Consider the following 20,755-nt stretch of genomic DNA (forward strand, 5'->3'; position numbering starts at 1 on the left):
CTCAGTCGAGGCGCACGCCGCCGATGCGCAACAGCTCCTGGAGTCGCTCGGCGTCGGTCGAGGACTCCGGGAGGTGCACGATCATCCGCAGCTCGGCGGCCCCATCGATCGCGTAGCTGAGGGTGTTCAACCGGATCGTCCCGACCGGCGGGCAACGGAACTCCTTGTGCTGCAGTCCCGGCGGCCAGATCTCCTGCCGGGCCCACGCCTCCCGGAAGGGGGCGCTGGACCCCGACAGCCTCTCGATCAAGGCCTCCCACGTGGCATCGCCGATGTGGTCGACCTACCGCAGGGCTGCCCGGCTGAACGAGCGGCTCAGTCGGGGTCTTCGACGCTGCCGGACCGGGCCGGGTCGAGCGCGAGCTCCTGGGCCCGTTCGGGCAGCGGGGGAGCGATGCCGCCATGCGCAGGGCACAGATCGCGGAAGCTGCACCAGTCGCACAATCGCGAAGGGCTGGGTCGCCAGTCACCGTCGCTGGCGGCGCGTTCGATGGCCGCCCAGAGGGCACGCACCTTGCGCTCGGTGGCGAGCAGGTCGTGCTCCTCCGGCTCGTAGCGCACCAGCTCGGAGTTGCCCAGGTAGACCAGCTGCAGCATCCGCGGCACGACGCCGCGGGTGCGCCAGAGCACCAGCGCGTAGAACTTCATCTGGAAGAGCGCCTTGGCCTCGAACAGCTGCGAGGGCGAACGCCCGGTCTTGTAGTCGACGACCCGCAACTCGCCGCTGGGGGCGACATCCAGCCGGTCGACGTACCCCCGCAGCGTCAGTCCGTCGACCTCGACCTCGACATAGAGCTCACGCTCGGCCGGCTCCAGGCGGGTCGGGTCCTCCAGCTCGAACCAGCGCTCGACCAGCACGGCGGCGTCGGCGACCCACTGCCGCATCGCATCGGGGCCCTCGGCCACCAGGGCGGCCAGCTCGGGCTCGGCCTCGACGAGTGCGTCCCACTGCGGGCCGATCAGGGTGCGCGCGTGCTCGACCGTGCGCTGCGGCGCCGGGACGTCGAAGAGCCGCTCCAGCACCGCATGCACCAGCGTGCCGCGGGCGGCGGCGGGGCTCGGCGGCTCCGGGAGCCTGTCGATGGTGCGGAAGCGGTAGAGCAACGGGCACTGCATGAAGTCCGATGCGCGGCTCGGTGAGAGCGCCGCGGTGCGGGGAAGTGCCGTGTGCTGAGCCATGCAGGTGACTGTAGGACCGCGCGCCGACAACGCCCCGCACACCCTGCCGCGCGGCGCATGCGGGGTGCAGGAGAACGACGTACGCGCCGCGACGCAGCAAAGTGGCCGCGGTGCCGACAACCGACGCGACGTGGTCCGGCAGCGGCACGTGATCGACACCGGTGTCCTCCCGGGCGCCCGTGAACAGGCATCACAGCGAGCAGTTGCAGCGTGCCACCACGCACCCGACAGTCGGCTCTGAAGTGCTGGACAGGGCCTGCGACTAGCCTGAGGACATGCCGCGAACCCCCGACGCTCCCGGCCCCGGGTGGCAGATCGGCCAGGTCCGCGGCGTGCCCGTCTATCTGGGCCGCAGCTGGCCCATCATCGCGATCTTCATCGTGGTCACCTTCGGGCCGCAGGTGCGCGGCGTCCTGCCCGAGCTCGGCTCCGGAGGCGCCTACCTCGTCGCGATCGGCTACGTCCTGCTGCTCCTGCTCTCCGTGCTCATTCATGAGGGCTCGCATGCGCTGGTGGGGCAGTGGCGGGGATACCGGGTGCGCCAGATCGTCGCGGACCTGTGGGGCGGGCACACGTCGTACGACACGGCCGACACCACACCGCTCTCCAGCGCCATGGTCGCCGTCGCCGGACCGCTGAGCAACGGGGTGCTCGCGGGCCTTGGTTACCTGGCGCTGCAGGGCACCGACGGCGGCGTGCCCCGACTTCTCGTGCAGGTCTTCGTGTGGACCAATGGGTTCGTCGCGGTGTTCAACCTGTTGCCGGGCCTGCCGCTCGACGGCGGATTCCTCGTCGACTCGCTCGTATGGCGGATCACCGGTTCGCGCGCCACCGGCCTGCTGGTCGCCGGATGGTGCGGCAGGGTCGTCGCCGTCCTCGTCGTGGTCGCCGCCTTCGGGCGCTCGATGCTGGACGGCGGTCAGGTCGACCTCTACACGGTCGTCTGGGCCGTCCTGATCGCGGGCTTCCTATGGGTGGGCGCGACGAGCGCCATCGCGAGATCCTCCGCGAGTCGGGTCATCTCACGGGTGACCGTGCGGCAGCTGCTGACCCGGGTGACCCTGGTCCCGTCCGGGACGCCGCTCTCCCGGCTGCGCGGTGACGGTGACCTCGTGGTCACCGACCCGGCGGGGGTGCCCTGGGGATTCGCGACCGCCGCCGACCGGGCCCGCGTTCCCGCGGGCATCGGCAGCGCGCCCGTGGACGCCGTCGCGCGGCGCCAGCCGCAGGGCTGGGTGGCCCAGGTGGACTCGGTGGACGACGACTGCACGGAGCTCATCGCAGCGGTGCAGTCGGCCGATCCCGCACCGGAACAGCTGCTGGTGACGCTCCGAGACGGCCGGCCTGTCGGCATCATCCGGACGGCTGACCTCGGACAGGCTCTGCAGGCCGCCTCCCGGGCTCACTAGGCTGCGCCCGATGACCACACCGACCGCACACGCCACAGGCGCCGACACACGACGCGGTCCGTTCACCGCAGGGGAACGCGTCCAGCTCACCGACGCCAAAGGCCGGATGCACACCATCACCTTGGGCGAGGGCAAGCAGTTCCACACCCACCGGGGCCACCTGCTGCACGACGACCTGATTGGTGCACCGGACGGCAGCACCATCACCAACACCGCCAACGTGCAGTACCTGGCACTGCGGCCGCTGCTGTCGGACTACGTGATGTCGATGCCGCGCGGCGCGGCCGTCGTCTACCCGAAGGACGCCGGCCAGATCGTCATCATGGCCGACATCTTCCCCGGTGCCCGGGTCGTGGAGGCCGGGGTCGGCTCGGGTGCGCTCAGCATGTCGCTGCTGCGGGCCGTGGGCGACACCGGCCACGTGCACTCCTTCGAGCGCCGCGAGGACTTCGCCGACATCGCCCGCGGCAACGCCCGCGCCTTCTTCGGCGCGGACCACCCGGCATGGACGGTCACCGTGGGCGACCTGGTCGAATCGCTTCCCCAGCACGAGGCGCCGGGCTCTGTCGACCGAGTCGTGCTCGACATGCTGGCGCCCTGGGAGTGTCTGGAGGTGGTCGCCGAGGCGCTCGCGCCGGGTGGCGTGCTCATCGCGTACGTCGCGACCGCGACACAACTGTCCCGGGTCGCCGAGGCAGCCCGTGACCACGGCGGCTTCACCGAGCCGCAGGCGTGGGAGTCGATGGTGCGAGGCTGGCACCTGGAGGGTCTGGCGGTGCGCCCCGAACACCGCATGCACGGGCACACCGGCTTCCTCATCACGACGCGCCGGCTGGCGCCGGGCGTCACGCCGCCGCTGCGCAAACGTCGCCCCGCGAAGGGCGCCTACGGCGACGAGAACGACGCGTCGAGCTCGATCTGGGATGCCGAAGATCTGGGCGAGCGGCCCGTCTCGGACAAGAAGGTGCGCAAAGTTGTTCGTTCCTTGAGTGAGCCGCCCGCGAGTTGATCAGACCGTCGGGTTAAAGTCGAGTGACATCACCCGCGAAGCGCGCACCGCTCCACGCAGGAGGCCCGATGTCCGACCAGCAGCCCACTGATCCCTCGTCCTATGACGCCGTCGAGAGCCTCCAGCAGGAGGTCAAGGCGCTGCGCACCCGCCTGAACGCCACGAGTGCGGGCCGTAACCCGCAGCTCACTCAGCAGGTCAACCAACTGCAGTCCTCCGTGGGCACCCTCTCGGCACAGAACGAGCGGCTCGTGCGCACCTTGGGCGAGGCCCGCGAACAGATCGTCACGCTCAAGGGGGAGGTCGACCGACTGGCACAGCCGCCCGCGGCGTACGGCGTGGTCCTCGCCGTGCGGGACGACGCGACGGCCGACATCCTCAACAGCGGGCGCAAGATGCGCGTCGCGGTCAGCCCGACCGTCGAGCCGGAGGTGCTGCAGCCGGGCCGCGAGGTGCTGCTCAACGAGGCGATGAACATCGTCGCGGTGACCGGGTACGAGTCCATCGGCGAGCTCGTCACGGTCAAGGATCTGCTCGACGACACTCGGATCCTCGTCGTCGCGCACACCGACGAGGAGCGGGTCTGCCGCCGCGCCGCGAGCCTGGACGGGCAGACCGTACGCGCCGGCGATTCGCTGCTGCTCGACAGCCGCAGCGGCTTCGTCTACGAGCGCATCCCCAAGGCCGAGGTCGCGGACCTCGTGCTCGAAGAGGTGCCCGACATCCAGTACGAGGACATCGGCGGCCTGGCCGGGCAGATCGAGCAGATCCGCGACGCGGTCGAGTTGCCCTACCTGCACAAGGAACTCTTCCGCGAGCACGCGCTGCGGCCGCCGAAGGGCGTGCTGCTCTACGGTCCTCCCGGGTGCGGCAAGACGCTCATCGCCAAGGCGGTCGCGGCGTCGCTGGCCCGCAAGGTCGCCGAGAAGACCGGGCGCACCGAGACGCGCAGCTACTTCCTCAACATCAAGGGTCCGGAGCTGCTCAACAAGTACGTCGGCGAGACCGAGCGGCACATCCGGCTGATCTTCCAGCGCGCTCGCGAGAAGTCCTCCGACGGCACGCCCGTGGTGGTCTTCTTCGATGAGATGGAGAGCCTCTTCCGCACCCGCGGGTCGGGCGTCTCCTCCGACGTGGAGACGACGATCGTCCCGCAGCTGCTGTCGGAGATCGACGGTGTGGAGCGCCTGGAGAACGTCATCGTGATCGGTGCCTCCAACCGCGAGGACATGATCGACCCGGCGATCCTGCGGCCCGGTCGGCTCGACGTGAAGATCAAGATCGAGCGGCCGGACGCCGAGAGCGCCCGGGACATCTTCGAGAAGTACCTCACCGTCACGCTGCCGCTGCACGCCGACGACCTGGCGGAGCACGGCGGTTCGGCGCAGGAGACGGTGACCGACATGATCCAGGCGACCGTCGAGCGGATGTACACCGAGATCGACGAGAACAAGTTCCTGGAGGTCACCTACGCCAGTGGCGACAAGGAGGTCCTCTACTTCAAGGACTTCAACTCCGGCGCGATGATCCAGAACATCGTCGACCGCGCCAAGAAGATGGCGATCAAGGACCAGATCACCCTGGGCGCCAAGGGCATTCGCATCGATCACCTGCTGCGCGCGTGCGTCGATGAGTTCAAGGAGAACGAGGACCTGCCCAACACCACGAACCCCGACGACTGGGCGCGGATCTCCGGCAAGAAGGGCGAGCGGATCGTCTACATCCGCACGCTCATCGACGGCAAGGACGGTTCGGAGCCCGGGCGCGCGATCGACTCGATCGCCAACACGGGTCAGTACCTGTAGTCCTCGGGCCACGCGACATCGGCGGTTGTCCGCAGTTTCGGGACCCCGTCCGCACGAAACTGCGGACAACCGCCGGCAGCGTCCGACCGCGTCTGACCTCTTCCGACCAGGACGGCTGAACCCCCCGCCGCGTAACGGCCACTCACCACCTACGGCGCAGTAGTTTGAGCCCGCGGCCTGTGCTCTGCCGTGTCCTGCTCCGTCGGAAGTGGTCCTCTCATGCGTTCGTACGCCGCGTTGCGCAGTCTGCTCCTCGCCATGCTCCTCGGGTGCGCGCTCGCCGCACCCGCTTCGGCGTACGCCGCCGCGCCGACCGGTGCGACGCACCACGCAGGTGCCGCCCGACCGGCAGTCGTGGCCGGACCTGCACCCACGACCCGACTCACGTCCGTTGCCCCGACCCGCGTGATCGACACCCGTACCGGTCTGGGTGGTCCGAAGGGCGCTGTGGCAGCGGGCAGTACGACGACCGTGCAAGTGGGCGGCAAGGGTGGCGTGCCGACCTCCGGCGTCGCCGCCGTCGTCCTGAACATCACGGTCGCGGGGTCGGCGAGCTCGGGATATCTGATCGCCTACGCGACCGGCGCCACCCGACCGGGCACCTCGAACATCACCTTCGCCGCCGGGCAGGCAGTGGCGAACCAGTCCGTCACACCGGTGGACGCGAGTGGCCGGGTCAGTGTCTACCTGTCCACCTCGACGCAGTTCTTCGCCGACGCGTCCGGCTACTACGCCACCGGCGGCTCCTACCACCCGGTCACACCCACCCGTCTGCTGGACACCCGCAAGACGCACACGGTCGCTGCCGGATCCACCACGACCGTGCCGGTGACGGGCGTCGCAGGTGTCCCGTCGAGCGGCGTCGGGGCCGTGGTCCTCAACATCACGGTGGTCGCGCCGGCCACCTCCGGTTACCTCATCGCCTACCCGGCCGGAGCGGCCCGCCCGTCGTCCTCGAACGTCAACTTCGCCGCCGGGCGCGCAGCGGTCGGTACGACGTTCGCGCGGGTGGGCAGTGGGGGAGCGGTGTCCATCTACACCTCCGCGACGACCCACCTGCTGGTGGACATCGCCGGGTGGCTGCCGACGACCGCCGACTACACCGGCGTGACCCCTGTCCGCCTGGTCGACACCCGTAGCGGCACCGGCGCCCCGAAGGCGCGCGTGCCGGCCGGCGGCAGCCTCACCGTGCAGATCACGGGAGCGGGCGGCGTACCCACCTCGGGCATCAACGCCGTCGAGTTGGGCATCACGGCGGTCGGGCCGTCGGCCGGCGGCTATCTCACGACCTACCCTGCGGGCGGCAGCCGCCCCGGATCCTCCACCCTCAACTACGTGCAGGGACAGGCCGTCGCCAACTCGGTGACCGCCAAGGTCGGCGCGGGCGGCAGGGTCACCATCTTCAGTTCGGCCGAAACCGACCTGCTCGTCGACGTGCAGGGGTACTTCCGCTACCCGCTCACCGGCGTGGTCTCGTCGTGGGGTGCGGGATCGAGCGGTCAGCTCGGCAACGGCACCAGCCCCGATTCCTCGAGTACGCCCGTGCGGGTCAGTGCCCTGTCGGGCGTGACCGGGATCGCGGCCGGCGAGGCTACCGGCTACGCGCTGCGGGCCGACGGCACCGTGTGGGCCTGGGGTGACGGCGGGGCCGGCGAGCTCGGCGACGGCGGCAGCCTGGACGGTTCGAACCTCACCAGCGTGCCGCGCCAGGTCGTCGGTCTGACCGGCGTCACCGCAGTGGCGGCGGGGTACTTCTCCGGGTACGCGCTGCGTGGCGACGGCACGGTCTGGGCGTGGGGCAACGGCTTCCACGGCGAACTCGGCAACGGATCCGGCAATTCCAGCAGTACGCCGACGCAGGTCACCGGGCTCACGCGGATCGTCGAGATCTCGGCGGGATGGGACACGGCGTACGCGCTCGCTTCGGACGGGAGCGTGTGGGCCTGGGGCGACGGGTACTACGGGCAGATCCCGGGGACGACCGAAGGGTCGGCCACCCCGGTCAAGATCTCCGGCATCAGCAACGTCACCTCGATCGTCGGCGGCGGCCGCTCGGTGCTCGCGCTGACCTCCGACACCGGGGTCTGGGTCTGGGGGGACAACTCGGTGGGCCAGCTCGCCCTCAATTCACCCGACCCGTACGTGACCGTGCCGACGCGCATCCCGGGCTACACGGCGGACGCGGTCGCCGCGAGCGGCGTCGACGGGTATGCGATCCGCGGTGGCGGCGTCTCCGCCCAGGGGCAGGGCACAGGCGGTGGCATCGGCTACGGCAGCACCGCGGACTCCCGCGTGCCCCAGAGCGTGCTCAATGTGTCGGGCGTCCTCTCCATCGCCGCCTCGGACAACTCGGCCTACGCGCGGATGTCCAACGGCACCGTCGCCGCGTGGGGCGACAACAGCTACGGCCAGCTGGGCAGCGCCGGCCCTGCCGACTCGGCGAGCACACCGGTCGTGGTCACCGGCATCAGCGGTGCGACCGCGATCGCAGCCGGCGGCAGTTCGGCCTACGCGATCACACCCTGAGCTTCACGCCGGCACGACGTGACGGCGCAGGAAGTCGTTGAGGAAGCGGCCGGCCGGGTCGAACTCACGGCGTACGGCGTCGAAGTCGTCCAGGCGCGGATACGCCGCGTCGAGCCGCCCCGGGTAGGTGAAGAGCTTGCCCCAGTGCGGGCGCGGGTCGAACGGTGCGAGGGCCTGCTGTACGAGGTCGACGGCGGCCGACGCTGCGGCCGTGTCCGGCCGCCAGGTGAAGTGGAAGACGACGCTGTCGCGGTCGTACGTCGGGGCGAGCCATTGCGCGTCGGCCGCGACCGCGCGGATCTCAGACACGATGGTCACCGGGGCGATGCGCTCGCCGATCTGCAGCAGCGCGTCGGCGGCCGCGGCTCCGTGTGCCGCCGGCACGAAGAACTCGGACTGGATCTCGGCCCCCGAGCTCGGCGTGAAGCCCATCCGGAAGTGCGGCAGCCGATCCGACCAGAGGCCCGGGACGCCGCCCTGCTCGGTCACCTTCTCGTTCGTCTCTCCCGAGCCCCACGAGGGATGACGGGTGTCCTTGATCCATTCGGCGCCGGGCACGGCGGGAGTGCCCGTCACCTCGTCGAGGCGGCTCTTCAGGACGATGTGGTCGGGGCCCGCCCCGATCCACCGCCCGAAGACGCTGACGCTGTAGGCCGATTCCAGGATGGCGCCCAGCCCGGCCGTCAGCTGCGACCAGGGCAGTCCGACGAAGGTGTCCTGCCGCACCTGGTACGCCGGCTCGACCGACAGCCGAAGCCGGGTGACGACCCCGAGCGCGCCCAGCGACACCACGAGCGCGGGGAAGCGCGAGTCCGAGCGGTCGAACCACCGCACCTCGCCGTCAGCACTCAGCAGCTGCACCGCCTGCACGGAGCTCGCCAACCCGGGCCGGCAGACCCCCGAGCCGTGCGTGCCGGTCGCGACACTCCCGGCGATCGTGATGTGGGGCAGGGAGGCGAGGTTCGCGAGGGCCAGTCCGGCCTGCGCGAGGTGGGGCACCAACGCGCCGTACGTCATCCCCCCGCTGACCTCGACGATGCTTCGGTCGTCACTGACGACGGGCGGCTCCACGAGCCCTGACAGATCCAGCTGCCAGCCGTGCTCGCTGTCCGCGATGTGGTTGAAGCTGTGACCGGAGCCGGTGACCTTCGCAGCCGGCGCCTCGCGCAGAACCCGCTGCAGCTCCTCGATGGAGGCGGGTCGGATCCGCCGACCTGAGCGGTAGTCGATCGTCCCGGACCAGTTGGTCGCTCTCAGCTGCGCATCCGTCGTTGCCATCCGGCAACCATGACACGCCAGCCCAGCAGAAACACTCCCAACACGATCGTCGCGACGATCACGAAGCTGACCGCCACCCCGCGGCCCGTCAATGTCCGCAGCACCATCCCGATCACGACGGCCCCCACCCAGATCGGCACGCCTGCTCGCGGCGACGCCGGCGCCCACCGCCGTACACCCACCGCGACCGCCCACCCGGCTGCCGCACCCGCCAGGAACGGCCACGCCACGACCGCGGACTCGAGCACGGGGTGGCTCTCGGAGTGCGACGCCCGCCCGATCGCGGCGAACGCCACGATGAGCACCACGTCGAGGACGACGGCTACCACGGCCCTACGCCGCGTGTCAGCCTGTTCGGCCCTTGGAGGCGTCTGGGTGGTCGTCATTCGTCGAGCCTAAGACGCCGGCCGCCGATGACCTCACCACCCCGGATCCAGGGCCTCGGAGCCGCTATCTGCAACCTTTGAAAACTAGTTGCAGGCACATCGCGTGCAGCGGCACCCCGGCGCCGAAGCACTGCCGTTGCACATCCTTTCCGCATCTCGGTGCGGTCACGCAAGGAGCGTTACGACGACGAGACCGAGCACGGTGACGTGCGAGCGAAACTGCACCGAGGCGTGCCAGCGGGCCCATCGGTAGCGCAGTTGATTAGCCCTGGACGAAATCCCGGCGCACGCCCATCCCATAGCTGTTCGTGTCGGCATCAGAAGCGATTCTGATGTGTGGACAACTGCTGGAATGGCAACACCGACACCGGGGGATGTGGATGGTTGCGGCTCGAATCATTCTTATTAGCAGGGATATTCGTTAGATTTGCTCTTGCGTCGATGATCGAACACACGTATGATTCAGGGTAGATGGCCAGGGGTGCTGTCACCAGCGCAGGAGGGGCCATGGCGCAGTCGACGACCGACACGCAGCGGTCCGCGGCGCCCGGGACCGGGGCTCGGTTGATGGAACTGCTGGGCGAGTTCACGACCACGTTGGACGAATGGCCGGGTGCTCTGTGGCAGTTGGATGAAGCGGCGCTGGGTGAAGTGGTCGGGGGGATGCTGCGGATCACGGCTCGTGCGGAGAATGTTGCGGCGCTGGCGACCGCGGATGCGCTGAGTCGGGGGACCGTGGCGAACTCCACGGCGACGGGTGCTCCAGCGTGGGTCGCCCGTCAGGCAGCCGGTGTCGAACCCGCGGTGGTGCGCCGGGTGGGTTTGGTGGGGGTGGACTGCGCGGATTCGGCCAATCAGGTGGTTGTTGAGGCGTTGGCGACCGGGTCGGCGAGTGTGCCGGTGGCTGCTGCCGCATTACGGCAGGTGCCGTTGATCCTGCCGCAGCTGCCGACCGCGGACCGGGATGACCTGTTGGGACAGTACCTGTCGTTGTCGGACTACGGGGCACGCACGTTGCGGGAGTTGACCACCCGCATCTTGGGGGAGTTCGCGCCGCAGCAGCTCGTGCGGGACGAGGAGCGTCAGCAGGACTGTGAATCCGTCTTCTGGGCCGACCTACCCAGTGGGCTGACCCGCTTCGTCGCCGAACTGTCCGGTGGTCACGCTGCGGTGGTGAAGCGCGCCCTGCGCGCGCTCTCCGCACCCTCGCCTGAGACTCCGACTGCGCCAGAAGGGTCCCCGACGAGCACCAGCGAGGATCCTGCGGTGCTGCTGGAAACCGGGAGCAGTGCACCCGAGCGTGACATGCGGACCCCGGCCAAGCGCCGTGCGGACGCCCTGGTGCGACTGGTCGACACCGCCGCCGGTGTGCTGGACGGCACCAGCCCGCGGCCGGTCGGAGAGTTCGGCGGCACCGCCAAGATCCTCGTCACGATGGACTACGCGACCTTGTACGAGGGCCTCCAGATAGCCGGCCGGCTCGAGCGTCTAGACGAAAAAACCTCGCACGACACAGCGTCGGCGCCGACGTACTTGCCGGGAATCGGGCGCACCACTGATGGCGAGTACCTCGACGCCGGCACTCTGCGACGGATGGCGTGCGACGCGGATCTGATCCCCATCGTCCTCGGCAGCAAGTCCGAACCCCTGGACGTCGGGCGAGCGAAACGCCTCTTCACCGGAGGACTACGCACCGCGATCATCCACCGCGACCAGCACTGCACCTTCCCTGGCTGCGACCGGCCACCGGACTGGTGCGACGCGCATCATGTGAGGCCCTGGTGGGCCGGCGGCGAGACAACCCTGACCAACGGAGCACTGCTCTGCGCCAGACACCACACCATCGTGCACCGCGACCTACTGACCGCCACCGTCACACTCACCGGCGTCGCCTGGGACCTCACCCCGGGACTGATGCCGACTCAACCCGGCCAGCGACCCGCTGCATGACGCTGACGGCGTACGCGTTCGTTGACGGAGTTCGAACGCCGTCAACGAACGCGTACGCCGTCAGCGTGCGGCACGACCGAGGTGCGCCGTGAACCCTCAGGACGGGCTGACGACCGCGTCCATCTCCGGCTGTGCGTCGCCCGCAACCCGGCTCTCCGCGAGGATCGCGTCAGCAGCCTTCTTGGCCTCGGCGACCTTGTCGGAAGCGTCGGCGCTCGGCTTCAAGCCGCCGAGCACACCCTGGATCAGGTCGATCGGCAGGGGGATCACGACCGAGTTGCTGTTGTTGCTGCCGATCTCGAGCAGCGTCTGCAGGTAGCGCAACTGAAGTGTGGCGGGGTTGGTCGACATGACATCGGCCGCCTCAGCCAACTTCGCGGACGCCTGGAACTCACCCTCGGCGTTGATGACCTTCGCGCGACGTTCGCGCTCGGCCTCCGCCTGCCGCGCGATGGCGCGCTGCATGCTCCCGGGAATCTCGACGTCCTTGATCTCGACGATGAGGACCTTGATGCCCCACGGCTCGGTCTGCTGGTCGATGACCTTCTGCAGGTCGGCGTTGAGGCGCTCCCGCTCGGACAGCAGGGTGTCCAGCTCCGCCTTACCGAGTACGGCGCGCAACGAGGTCTGCGCGATCTGACTGGTCGCCGCCAGGAAGTTCTCGACCTCGACGATCGAACGGTTGGCGTCCACGACACGGAAGTAGGTCACGGCGTTCACCCGCACGGGCACGTTGTCCCGGGTGATCACGTCCTGCGCCGGCACGTTGAGAGTAACCGTGCGCATGCCGACGCGGACCATCCGGTCGATCACCGGGATCAGCAGGACGAGGCCGGGGTCCTTCAGCGTGACCAGGCGTCCCAACCGGAAGACGACCCCGCGTTCGTACTCGCGCAGCACCCGGACGGAGGATCCCAGCAGGGCGACGAGTACGACGACGACGATTACAACGACAATTCCGAGGGCTTCCATACCGGATCCTTTTCCCACGAGTGCGGTCGACGAATCATCAAGGTCAATCCGTCGAGTCGTTCGATCACGATGGTCTCGCCCGCCGTAGGGGCGGGATCCTGCCATCCGAAACTGGTACGTGCGCTCCAGAGCGAGCCGTCCGCGGCCACTTGGCCCTGGTCCCCGGCCCACGTCTGTACGACGCCGGCCACACCGGGTAAACGTTCCGGCCCGGACTGCGGTTCCAAGCGGTGCGACAGCAACACCTTCTGGCCCACGACGAACAGCAGGACCGCACCGATCACGGCGAGGATGAGGGCCACCGGAAGGGCGACGGCCAGTGGGGCGCCGGCAGCATCGACGATCAACCCGACGCCGCCGGCGAGCGCGAGGACGCCCGCCGAGCCGAAGATTCCGAAGCCGGGAACATGGGCCTCGAGAACCAGCAGCCCCAGTCCGCACAGGGCCACCAACACACCGATCGCAGCCATCGGGATCACCTGATCCGGGCGAACGGGCCGTCGCATGGAACGAAGCCCCAACCGACTCGACGCGCCTGTTCTACCGATTTGAGAATACCCCGAGCCCGCAGCGCAGCCCCCGCCGCCATCGCATCGGAAGCACCGTTCGAAACGCGCCCGCCCTTCGCCACGAAATTCTCCCGACGACCTGCAGGACGTCGTCCTCCGGGCGTACTCTCGTGGGTCGAGATCGCCGCTGCCGAGGGGTGTTGTCATGTCGGATCAGGCAGTGCACTCGGCGCCGCCCCCGGCCGGGACCAAGACGATCGTGATGTGCCTGGACGGCACCAACGATCAGATCGGTGTCTCTGAGCCGTCGAACGTAGCCAAGATCTTCCGGATGCTGAGCCTGGTCGATCGATCCCGGCAGATCGCGTACTACGACCCCGGTATCGGCACGCTGCCCGCACCACACGCGCGGGGGATCATCGAACGACACCTGTCCACGGGGGAGGAGCTCGCCTTCGGGATCGGCATGAAACACAAGCTGACCGAGGCCTACAGCTGGCTGATGCGGCACTACGCATTCGGCGACCAGATCTACATCTTCGGATTCAGCCGCGGCGCCTACACCGCGCGCGCACTCGTTGGGATGCTGCACTGCCCCGGCCTGCTGCGCACGGGTTCGGACAACCTCATCCCGTACGCCATCGAGAAGTACGCGACGAACGACTGGCCCGACACCACCGCAGAGTGCGAAGGCCTCGCCGAGTTCGCCGACGCCTTCTGTTGGGGGACTGAGCAGACTCCGGTCGACCCCGCACTTCACGACCAGGTCACCGACGACGGGTGGAGGCACCCGGCGCTGGATGGCACCTTCTTCGTGCCGCACCACTCGGTGCCGGTCTCCTTCCTCGGCATCTGGGACACGGTGGAGGCCTCCGGCCTCGCCCACTTCCACGAACACCACTGGCGGTTCACCGATTCGGTCCCGAACGCCCAACAGGTGCAGCACGCCGTCTCCATCCACGAATGGCGCAACCCCTACCGCGCGATGCTGCTGCAGGACCGTCCCGACCGTCCGGGACGTCTCGAACCGGAGGAGGTCTGGTTCGCCGGGGTCCACTCCGACGTGGGCGGGACCTACGAGGACGACCACCGTCTCGCGCTCATCGCGCTGAAGTGGGTCGTCGACGGAGTGGTCGAGAAACTGGTCCTGCGCGAACGGGACTCCTACTCGCTGCTGTTCCGTGCGCTCACCGAGACCGCGTACGAGGGCGTCGTCCATCCGCTGCCCAAGTCCTGGCTGGTGACCGGACCGCCCTACCACCGGCGCATTCCGGAGGGCGCCTGGATCCATCAGTCCGTCGCTTCCAGAGTCGCTGCTGACCACCTCGGGCCGCCGTGCGAACTGCCGTCGCCCCACAACGTGACGGATCGTGCGTGGTTCCAGCCGATTCCGCCCGATCGCCTGCAGGTCAGCCCCACCGCAGCGAAGTGACCGGTCAGTTGACGGTGTAGGACGCCGAACCGTTGGCGTCCGTGGCGTTGGTGGCGCTCGCGGTCGCTGTGAGCGTGCGCTGACCTGAGTTGGTGTTGCTCATCGCGACAGTGAACTCGAGCGATGACGTCTGCTGGCCGGGGTCCATGGCACCGGTCCAGGTGAAGGTGAAGACCCGGTTGCCACCCGAGGTCGCCACACTGGTGAAGGCCCAGCCGGTACCGGACACTGCTGTCGGAGCAGCGGTCGATACCTGCCCGCTGGGGAAGCGGACGACGACGGTGAGCTTCTGCACGCTGGCGGACACCGAGGGGTAGGACGCGTAGTAGACGTTCTGCACCTGCACCTGGGTCTGCAGACCGGTGGGCTTGCCCGACCCGTTGTACGCCGTGCCCGTGGTGTTCAGCGTGTTGAACGCGAGCTGCGCCGGCTGGACGCTGGTCGAGGCCGCTTCGGCAGGTGCGGGTGCTCCGATGAGGATCACCGGGGCGGTCCAGAGAGCGCCCGCGATGACGGCCCGTCGCCTGACGTGCGACCGCTCGTCCACGGCCACACCCCCTCGTTCACGGTTGTACCCCAGCACGGCATCTCCCCGGTCAGTGTTTGGTAAAGAAAGAGTAAACCGTTGAAGGATCAAGAAGTGGCGGAACGCGCCGATCTCTCAAGAAAACTTGTCGTGATCGACTCTGGACCATCCATACGCACTGTCGGATCACCGTTCTACGACGGAATCCGCACGTCGGGCATTCGGGCGAAATGTCAGCCGGCTCAGGCGTGGTCAATGCAGACGCACCCTGCCCATCGGGGGAGCGAAATTGCGACATCGACCGCAGCGCCGGCGGCGCTCAGGCGGGCGTGTGGGGTGCGCCCGAGGGCGCGGAAAAGTCGGCGTGCGCGACCACAGGGACGTGTGCACGGACGCCGGAGCGCAGGAGAGCGCCCTCGAGCGTCGTCAGACCGAGTGAGGGCGCGGCTCAGCGTTAGCGGGGGAGCGTGGCTGTCACGCGGTGCTCACCCGGCTTCAAGAAGAGGGGGCGCGAGCGGGCTCAGGCCCACCAGCGACGCAGCGTGTCGCTGATCTCCCACCAGGCCTGGTATCCGACATGGGTGCCGCCGGGCATGTTCAGGAAGCCGTGGGGCACGCCGCGGTAGCAGGTGTAGCGGGTCGGGACGCCGGCGGACTCGAGCGTCTGCGCGTACCGCTCGCCCTCGGGGTGCAGGGGGTCCAGCTCGGCGGTCTGCACCAGCGCCGGAGCGAGATCGGCGTGGCTCTCGGCGTGGGCCGGGGAGACGACCGGGTCGGTCCCGGTCAGGCCGGAGCCGGTGAGGTAGAAGGCCTCGAACGCGTCCATGTCCTCACCCGACAGGATCGGCGCGTTCCGGTAGGGCCGGTCGGTCGCCAGGTCGGTGGCCGGGTAGACGAGCACCTGACCGGACAGCTGCAGCCCCCGGTCCCTGGCGTGCAGCGCTGCGAGAGCGGCGAGGTTGCCGCCGGCACTGTCGCCGCCGACCGCAATCCGCGGCGCCGGGCTGGTGATGCTCCCGGCGCCCGTCGCGGCCCAGTCGAGGACGTCGAGGCAGTCGTGGACGCCCGCTGGGGCCTTGTCCTCCGGCGCCAGCCGGTAATCGGGCGCGAGGACAACGCAGCCGGTCTGCTCGACCAGGAAACTCAGCAGCGGATCGAAGTCCTTCGGACGCCCGAGCGCCCAGCCTCCGCCGTGGTACCAGATGAGCACCGTGTCCGACGGTCCGGACGCCGGCCGCAGCACCCGGGTCGACACGGTGCGACCGTCGCGGACCGGCACCTGCACGGTCTCGATGACGGCGCCGGTGTCACCCGGCCGACCACCCAGGACACCGGGCCTCGCGGTGGCGGCGACAGCGCGCGTCGCTTCTGCAACTCCCCGGCGCTGAGCTCGCTGAGCGGCTTGCCCTGACTCATCGCCAGGCCCGTGCTGATCACCCTGGTGCGCAACGGCATACCCGCCGATGCCGTCCATAGCGACTTCAGTCGCGCGCCACCGGCCACCAGTGCAGATCGCTCGTCCATGGCGCCAGTCTGCCGTCCGGGGATCGCTGGTTACTGTCGGGGGATGACTGCGCGCCGCGTGATGGGCATCGAGACCGAGTACGGCATCTCCGTCCCGGGCGACCCGACGGCGAACCCGATGAACCTGTCCGGAGCCGTCGTCACCGCGTACGCGACCCGCCAGGGCATCCGCTCCACCCGTGCCGGCTGGGACTACGAGGACGAGGCACCGCTGCGCGACGCCCGCGGTTACGACCTGTCGCGGGCGGCCGCCGACCCCTCCCAACTCACCGACGAGGCCGACCCCACGCTCGCGAACGTCGTCCTCACCAACGGCGCCCGCCTGTACGTCGATCACGCACACCCCGAGTACTCCTCGCCGGAGGTGACGAGCCCCCGCGCCGCCGTGGTCTGGGACCGGGCCGGCGAGCTGGTCATGCGGGAGGCGTCGCGGCTGCTGTCGCCCCCCGGCGCACCCGGCGTGAACCTCTACAAGAACAACACCGACGGCAAGGGCGCCTCCTACGGCACCCACGAGAACTATCTCATGCGCCGGTCCACGCCCTTCGCCGACATCGTCAAGCACCTCATCCCGTTCTTCGTGGTGCGCCAGGTGATGAGCGGTTCGGGCCGGGTCGGGATCGGTGCGGAGTCCACTCGCCCCGGTTTCCAGTTGTCCCAGCGCGCCGACTTCTTCGAGGTCGAGGTCGGGCTGGAGACCACGCTCAAACGGCCGATCATCAACACCCGCGACGAGCCGCACGCCGTCACCGACCGCTACCGGCGACTGCACGTGATCCTGGGCGACGCCAACCACTGCGACGTCGCGAACGTATTGAAGCTGGGCAGTACCAGTCTCGTGCTCGCCCTGATCGAGGCGGGCGCGGTGACCCGTGACCTGACGCTGGATCAGCCCGTGACGACACTGCGCGAGATATCCCACGACCCGACGCTGCGCACCCGGGTGAAACTGGCCGACGGCACCAGCATGACGAGCCTGGAGCTGCTGCGCAGCTACCAGGAGATGGCCGACACCTGGCTGACCAAGACGTACGGCGACGGTCCCGGTGACTGGGACGAGGACACCGTGCAGGTCATGGCGCTGTGGGAGCAGGTTCTCACCGGCCTCGAACGCGACCCGAGGAGTTGCGCGCGCCAGGTCGACTGGGTCGCGAAACTCACTGCGCTCGAAGGATTCCGGGCCAGGGACAACCTCGACTGGTCCGACCCGCGACTGCGCGCCATCGACATCCAGTGGTCCGACGTGCGTCTGGACAAGGGGCTGTTCCACCGGATGGCGGCCGCCGGGCGGTTCGACACGCTGGTCGACGAGGACGAGGTACGCCGGGCGGTCACCGCACCGCCGGAGGACACGCGCGCCTACTTCCGGGGCCAGTGCCTGGCCCGGTTCCCCGACCAGGTGGCGGCCGCGTCGTGGGACTCGGTCATCTTCGACGTCCCGGGGCGCCCCAGCCTGCAGCGGGTGCCGATGCTCGAACCCGAGCGCGGCACCAAGGCGCATGTGGGGGAGCTGATGGAGCGTGCCCAGAGCGCCGATGAGCTGCTCCGCGCGCTGGCCGTCGCCGACTGACCCGTCGCCGCTGTCGCCCTGACGGGGCCGGACCCGACTCGGGCGCGCCCTGCGGACGTGACGGATGCGCGCATTAGGGTGGACGAAGAGACTTCCTCAGCGAAAGCGAGCGACCATGGCCGGCCAGGAGCACAAGAGTCCCCAGCGTCGAGACGCCGATCCCGACGGTGACGCCCCCGAGCCCGCCGCCCCCGCAGCGCAGGCCGGCAAGCAGGAGCTGGACGAGGACACCGACAGCATGCTGGCCGAGATCGACGGCGTGCTGGAGAGCAATGCCGAGGAATTCGTCCGGGGCTTCGTCCAGAAGGGCGGCCAGTGACCTCACCCGAGGCGTCGAACGGCCGTCTCCCGGCGGCGTTCCTGCAGACCGGATCGGCGTCCTTCACCGAATTCATCGGCGCCCACGCCCCGCACCTCATCCCGGGCATGCGAGCCGTGCCCGGCGGCGCGCCGGTCGATGCACCGCACGGCACCACGATCCTGGCGATCCAGTACTCCGGCGGCGTGCTGCTCGCCGGTGACCGCCGGGCCACGATGGGCAACCTGATCGCCAACCACACGATGCAGAAGGTGTTCACCACCGACGAGTACTCCGCGGCCGGCATCGCCGGCGCGGCCGGTATCGCCATCGAGTTGGTGCGACTCTTCCAGGTCGAGTTGGAGCACTACGAGAAGATCGAGGGCACGCTCCTGTCGCTGGAGGGCAAGGCGAACCGCCTCGCCAGCATGATCCGCGGCAACCTCGGCATGGCGATGCAGGGACTATCGGCTGTGCCGCTCTTCGCGGGTTACGACCTGGCCACCGATCGTGGCCGGATCTTCTCCTACGACGTGACCGGCGGCTGTTACGAGGAGGCCGACCACCACAGTGTCGGCTCGGGCTCGCTCTTCGCCCGTGGCGCCCTGAAGAAGCTGTGGCGCGCCGGCCTCACCCGTGAGGACGCCGTTCGGGTCGCGGTCGAGGCGCTCTACGACGCCGCCGACGACGACTCCGCGACCGGCGGTCCGGACCTCGGCCGCAGGATCTGGCCCACCGTCGCGCTGCTGGACGCCGAAGGGTCGCGTTTCGTCAGCGCCGAACAACTCGAGCAGGTGGTGACCGCCGTGGTGGCGCAGCGCCGCGAGGAGGCCGATCCGCGATGAGCATGCCGTTCTACGTCTCGCCCGAGCAGCTGATGAAGGACCGGGCCGACTTCGCGCGCAAGGGCATCGCCCGCGGCCGTTCGGTCATCGTGCTCGGCTACGACGGGGGCATCGCCTTCGTCGGTGAGAACACCAGTCGCGCCCTGCACAAGGTCTCGGAGATCTACGACCGGATCGCGTTCGCCGCGGTCGGGAAGTACAACGAGTTCGAGAACCTGCGGGTGGCCGGCGTCCGGTACGCCGACTTCCGGGGCTACTCCTACGACCGGATGGACGTCACGGCGCGGGGCCTGGCCAACGCGTACGCACAGACCCTCGGCACCGTCTTCACCCAGGAGTCCAAGCCGTACGAGGTCGAGATCGTCGTCGCCCAGGTCGGCGCGTCGACCGACGAGGACCAGATCTACCGGCTCACCTATGACGGGTCCGTCGGCGACGAGCACGGGTTCGTGGCGATGGGCGGCGCGGCCGACGCGATCACCGAGCTGCTGCAGGACCGCTGGCACAGCGGGCTCGATCTGGGGCAGGCGCTGCGACTGGCGGTGGAGGCTCTGGCACCCGATCCGCAGGGCGTCTCCCGTGAGCTCGGAGCCGCGCAGCTGGAGGTCGCGGTCCTGGACCGGCATCGGGAACGACGCGCGTTCCGGCGGCTGGCCGGGCCGTTGCTCGACGCGCTGCTCAGCCCCGACGACCCCACCCACGACGTCCCGCAGACCGACGATCCAGGGGTCGGTTCACACGAGACGCTGACCGGTGAGGGCTGAGGTCGACCGCAACGAGCGGTAGTGAGTGCGTTCGCTCGGCTCGAGGTGCTCGACCGCGTAGGTCAGCATGGTGCGGGGCATCCGAGCGGCATTCCCGTCCAGGAACGTGCGCAGCAGCTCCACGTCGACCCGCTTGCCGACCTCGCGCAACATCCATCCGACAGCCTTCTGCAGCAGCGGCTCGGGGTCGCCGAGCAGCTGTTCGGCCAGTTGCAGTGTCGTGCTGGCATCGCCGTGCTTGATGAAGGCAAAGGACGCCAGCACCGCGACCCGCCGCTCCCACAGCACCGGTGATCCGGCGAGGTCCAGCAGCAGCCGGCGGTCCCGGTCCACGAGGTACTCCCCGAGGATGAACTCGGCCGAGGCGTCCACCAGGTCCCAGTTGTCGATCCGGCCGCGACGGACGGCGGCCAGGTAGAACGCGACGTACGCGGCGCGCGCCCGCTCGTCGTACCCGCGAGCGGTCGACGCCGTTGCGAACGCCCGGCCCAGGACGATGACCGCGAGCTGGCGGTGTTCGTGCACGGGGGAGTCGAGCAGTACGTCGAGCTGCACCAGTCCCATGCCACTGGCCTGACGGGCGACCTCGCGCACCGCCGGCATGCGCACGCCGATGAAGACGTCGCCCTCGCCGTACTCACCAGGTCCGGTCTTGAAATAGCGCTGCAGAGCGGGCACGTCGCCGGGGTCGGCGACCTCGCCGAGAGCCCGCATCGCGGAGCGGGCGTCGGTGAGGGCGTGACCGTTCGGCATCCGCTCAGTCTCGCATCGTG

The 20,755-nt window shown here is 69.3% G+C and carries 20 protein-coding genes; 11 read left to right on the forward strand and 9 right to left on the reverse strand.

Features of this window, described 5'->3' with window-relative positions; genetic code table 11:
- Position 1: 1 nt before the first annotated feature.
- Both JOB34_RS06170 and JOB34_RS06175 read right to left on the reverse strand, forming a co-directional pair.
- Positions 2–274 carry a hypothetical protein gene (locus tag JOB34_RS06170; RefSeq protein WP_347813803.1) on the reverse strand — a complete coding sequence of 91 codons (273 nt, stop codon included), beginning with the start codon at positions 272–274 and terminating at the stop codon, positions 2–4.
- Between the two features lie 41 nt (positions 275–315).
- Positions 316–1,179 (reverse strand): PD-(D/E)XK nuclease family protein, encoded by an 864-nt coding sequence (locus JOB34_RS06175; RefSeq protein WP_208051875.1) that lies wholly within the window; start codon positions 1,177–1,179, stop codon positions 316–318.
- Here JOB34_RS06175 and JOB34_RS06180 point away from each other — a divergent pair.
- The 5 genes from JOB34_RS06180 (at position 1,178) to JOB34_RS06200 (ending at position 7,928) form a co-directional block, all read left to right on the forward strand.
- Positions 1,178–1,420, forward strand: coding sequence for a hypothetical protein (locus JOB34_RS06180; protein WP_208051876.1), 243 nt, complete (start codon positions 1,178–1,180; stop codon positions 1,418–1,420). The genes JOB34_RS06175 and JOB34_RS06180 overlap by 2 nt on opposite strands.
- A gap of 34 nt (positions 1,421–1,454) precedes the next feature.
- On the forward strand, positions 1,455–2,588 hold the full coding sequence (locus tag JOB34_RS06185) for a site-2 protease family protein (RefSeq protein ID WP_208051877.1): 1,134 nt from the start codon (positions 1,455–1,457) through the stop codon (positions 2,586–2,588).
- Positions 2,589–2,598: 10 nt separating this feature from the next.
- Entirely contained in the window at positions 2,599–3,597 is a 999-nt protein-coding gene (locus JOB34_RS06190; protein ID WP_208051878.1) for a tRNA (adenine-N1)-methyltransferase, read from the forward strand.
- Between the two features lie 68 nt (positions 3,598–3,665).
- Entirely contained in the window at positions 3,666–5,402 is a 1,737-nt protein-coding gene (arc, locus tag JOB34_RS06195; RefSeq protein ID WP_208051879.1) for a proteasome ATPase, read from the forward strand.
- A gap of 219 nt (positions 5,403–5,621) precedes the next feature.
- Complete coding sequence (locus tag JOB34_RS06200; RefSeq protein WP_208051880.1) at positions 5,622–7,928, forward strand: hypothetical protein; 2,307 nt, start codon at positions 5,622–5,624, stop codon at positions 7,926–7,928.
- A 3-nt stretch (positions 7,929–7,931) separates the two neighbouring features.
- Here JOB34_RS06200 and JOB34_RS06205 read toward each other — a convergent pair whose 3' ends face one another.
- Positions 7,932–9,206, reverse strand: a complete 1,275-nt coding sequence (locus tag JOB34_RS06205) for an FAD-binding protein (RefSeq protein ID WP_208051881.1) — start codon at positions 9,204–9,206, stop codon at positions 7,932–7,934.
- Positions 9,182–9,592 (reverse strand): DUF3054 domain-containing protein, encoded by a 411-nt coding sequence (locus JOB34_RS06210; protein WP_208051882.1) that lies wholly within the window; start codon positions 9,590–9,592, stop codon positions 9,182–9,184. The genes JOB34_RS06205 and JOB34_RS06210 overlap by 25 nt, the downstream gene beginning before the upstream one ends.
- Positions 9,593–10,099: 507 nt before the next feature.
- On the opposite strand from JOB34_RS06210, the gene JOB34_RS06215 reads away from it, so the two are divergent.
- Positions 10,100–11,542, forward strand: coding sequence for an HNH endonuclease signature motif containing protein (locus JOB34_RS06215; protein WP_208051883.1), 1,443 nt, complete (start codon positions 10,100–10,102; stop codon positions 11,540–11,542).
- A gap of 96 nt (positions 11,543–11,638) precedes the next feature.
- Here the strand turns inward: JOB34_RS06215 and JOB34_RS06220 are convergent, their stop codons facing one another.
- Both JOB34_RS06220 and JOB34_RS06225 read right to left on the reverse strand, forming a co-directional pair.
- Positions 11,639–12,514, reverse strand: a complete 876-nt coding sequence (locus JOB34_RS06220; protein WP_208051884.1) for a slipin family protein — start codon at positions 12,512–12,514, stop codon at positions 11,639–11,641.
- Positions 12,487–12,984: an NfeD family protein gene (locus JOB34_RS06225; RefSeq protein WP_208051885.1), complete on the reverse strand. Its 498-nt coding sequence runs from the start codon at positions 12,982–12,984 to the stop codon at positions 12,487–12,489. The genes JOB34_RS06220 and JOB34_RS06225 overlap by 28 nt, the downstream gene beginning before the upstream one ends.
- Positions 12,985–13,228: 244 nt before the next feature.
- Between JOB34_RS06225 and JOB34_RS06230 the strand changes: the two genes are divergently transcribed.
- Positions 13,229–14,455 (forward strand): DUF2235 domain-containing protein, encoded by a 1,227-nt coding sequence (locus JOB34_RS06230; RefSeq protein ID WP_208051886.1) that lies wholly within the window; start codon positions 13,229–13,231, stop codon positions 14,453–14,455.
- A gap of 4 nt (positions 14,456–14,459) precedes the next feature.
- On the opposite strand, the gene JOB34_RS06235 is transcribed toward JOB34_RS06230, so the two are convergent.
- The gene (locus JOB34_RS06235) at positions 14,460–15,008 is read right to left on the reverse strand and encodes a hypothetical protein (RefSeq protein WP_179480665.1); all 549 of its coding nucleotides are present in this window, start codon (positions 15,006–15,008) and stop codon (positions 14,460–14,462) included.
- 493 nt (positions 15,009–15,501) lie between these two features.
- The gene (locus JOB34_RS06240) at positions 15,502–16,455 is read right to left on the reverse strand and encodes an alpha/beta hydrolase (protein WP_208051887.1); all 954 of its coding nucleotides are present in this window, start codon (positions 16,453–16,455) and stop codon (positions 15,502–15,504) included.
- Between the two features lie 93 nt (positions 16,456–16,548).
- Between JOB34_RS06240 and dop the strand changes: the two genes are divergently transcribed.
- The 4 genes from dop to prcA all read left to right on the forward strand — a co-directional run bounded on the left by dop (position 16,549) and on the right by prcA (position 19,982).
- Complete coding sequence (gene dop / locus JOB34_RS06245) at positions 16,549–18,075, forward strand: depupylase/deamidase Dop (protein WP_208051888.1); 1,527 nt, start codon at positions 16,549–16,551, stop codon at positions 18,073–18,075.
- A gap of 115 nt (positions 18,076–18,190) precedes the next feature.
- Positions 18,191–18,394: a ubiquitin-like protein Pup gene (locus JOB34_RS06250; RefSeq protein WP_208051889.1), complete on the forward strand. Its 204-nt coding sequence runs from the start codon at positions 18,191–18,193 to the stop codon at positions 18,392–18,394.
- Entirely contained in the window at positions 18,391–19,218 is an 828-nt protein-coding gene (prcB, locus tag JOB34_RS06255) for a proteasome subunit beta (RefSeq protein WP_343048469.1), read from the forward strand. The genes JOB34_RS06250 and prcB overlap by 4 nt, the downstream gene beginning before the upstream one ends.
- Positions 19,215–19,982: a proteasome subunit alpha gene (prcA, locus tag JOB34_RS06260; RefSeq protein ID WP_208051890.1), complete on the forward strand. Its 768-nt coding sequence runs from the start codon at positions 19,215–19,217 to the stop codon at positions 19,980–19,982. Before prcB ends, prcA begins: the two co-directional genes overlap by 4 nt.
- Here prcA and JOB34_RS06265 read toward each other — a convergent pair.
- Entirely contained in the window at positions 19,953–20,735 is a 783-nt protein-coding gene (locus JOB34_RS06265) for a DNA alkylation repair protein (protein WP_208051891.1), read from the reverse strand. The two genes, prcA and JOB34_RS06265, sit on opposite strands and share 30 nt — an antisense overlap.
- Between the last annotated feature and the right edge of the window lie 20 nt (positions 20,736–20,755).

Source organism: Allobranchiibius sp. GilTou38, from assembly GCF_017565325.1.
In the GTDB taxonomy this organism is placed as follows: domain Bacteria; phylum Actinomycetota; class Actinomycetes; order Actinomycetales; family Dermatophilaceae; genus Allobranchiibius; species Allobranchiibius huperziae.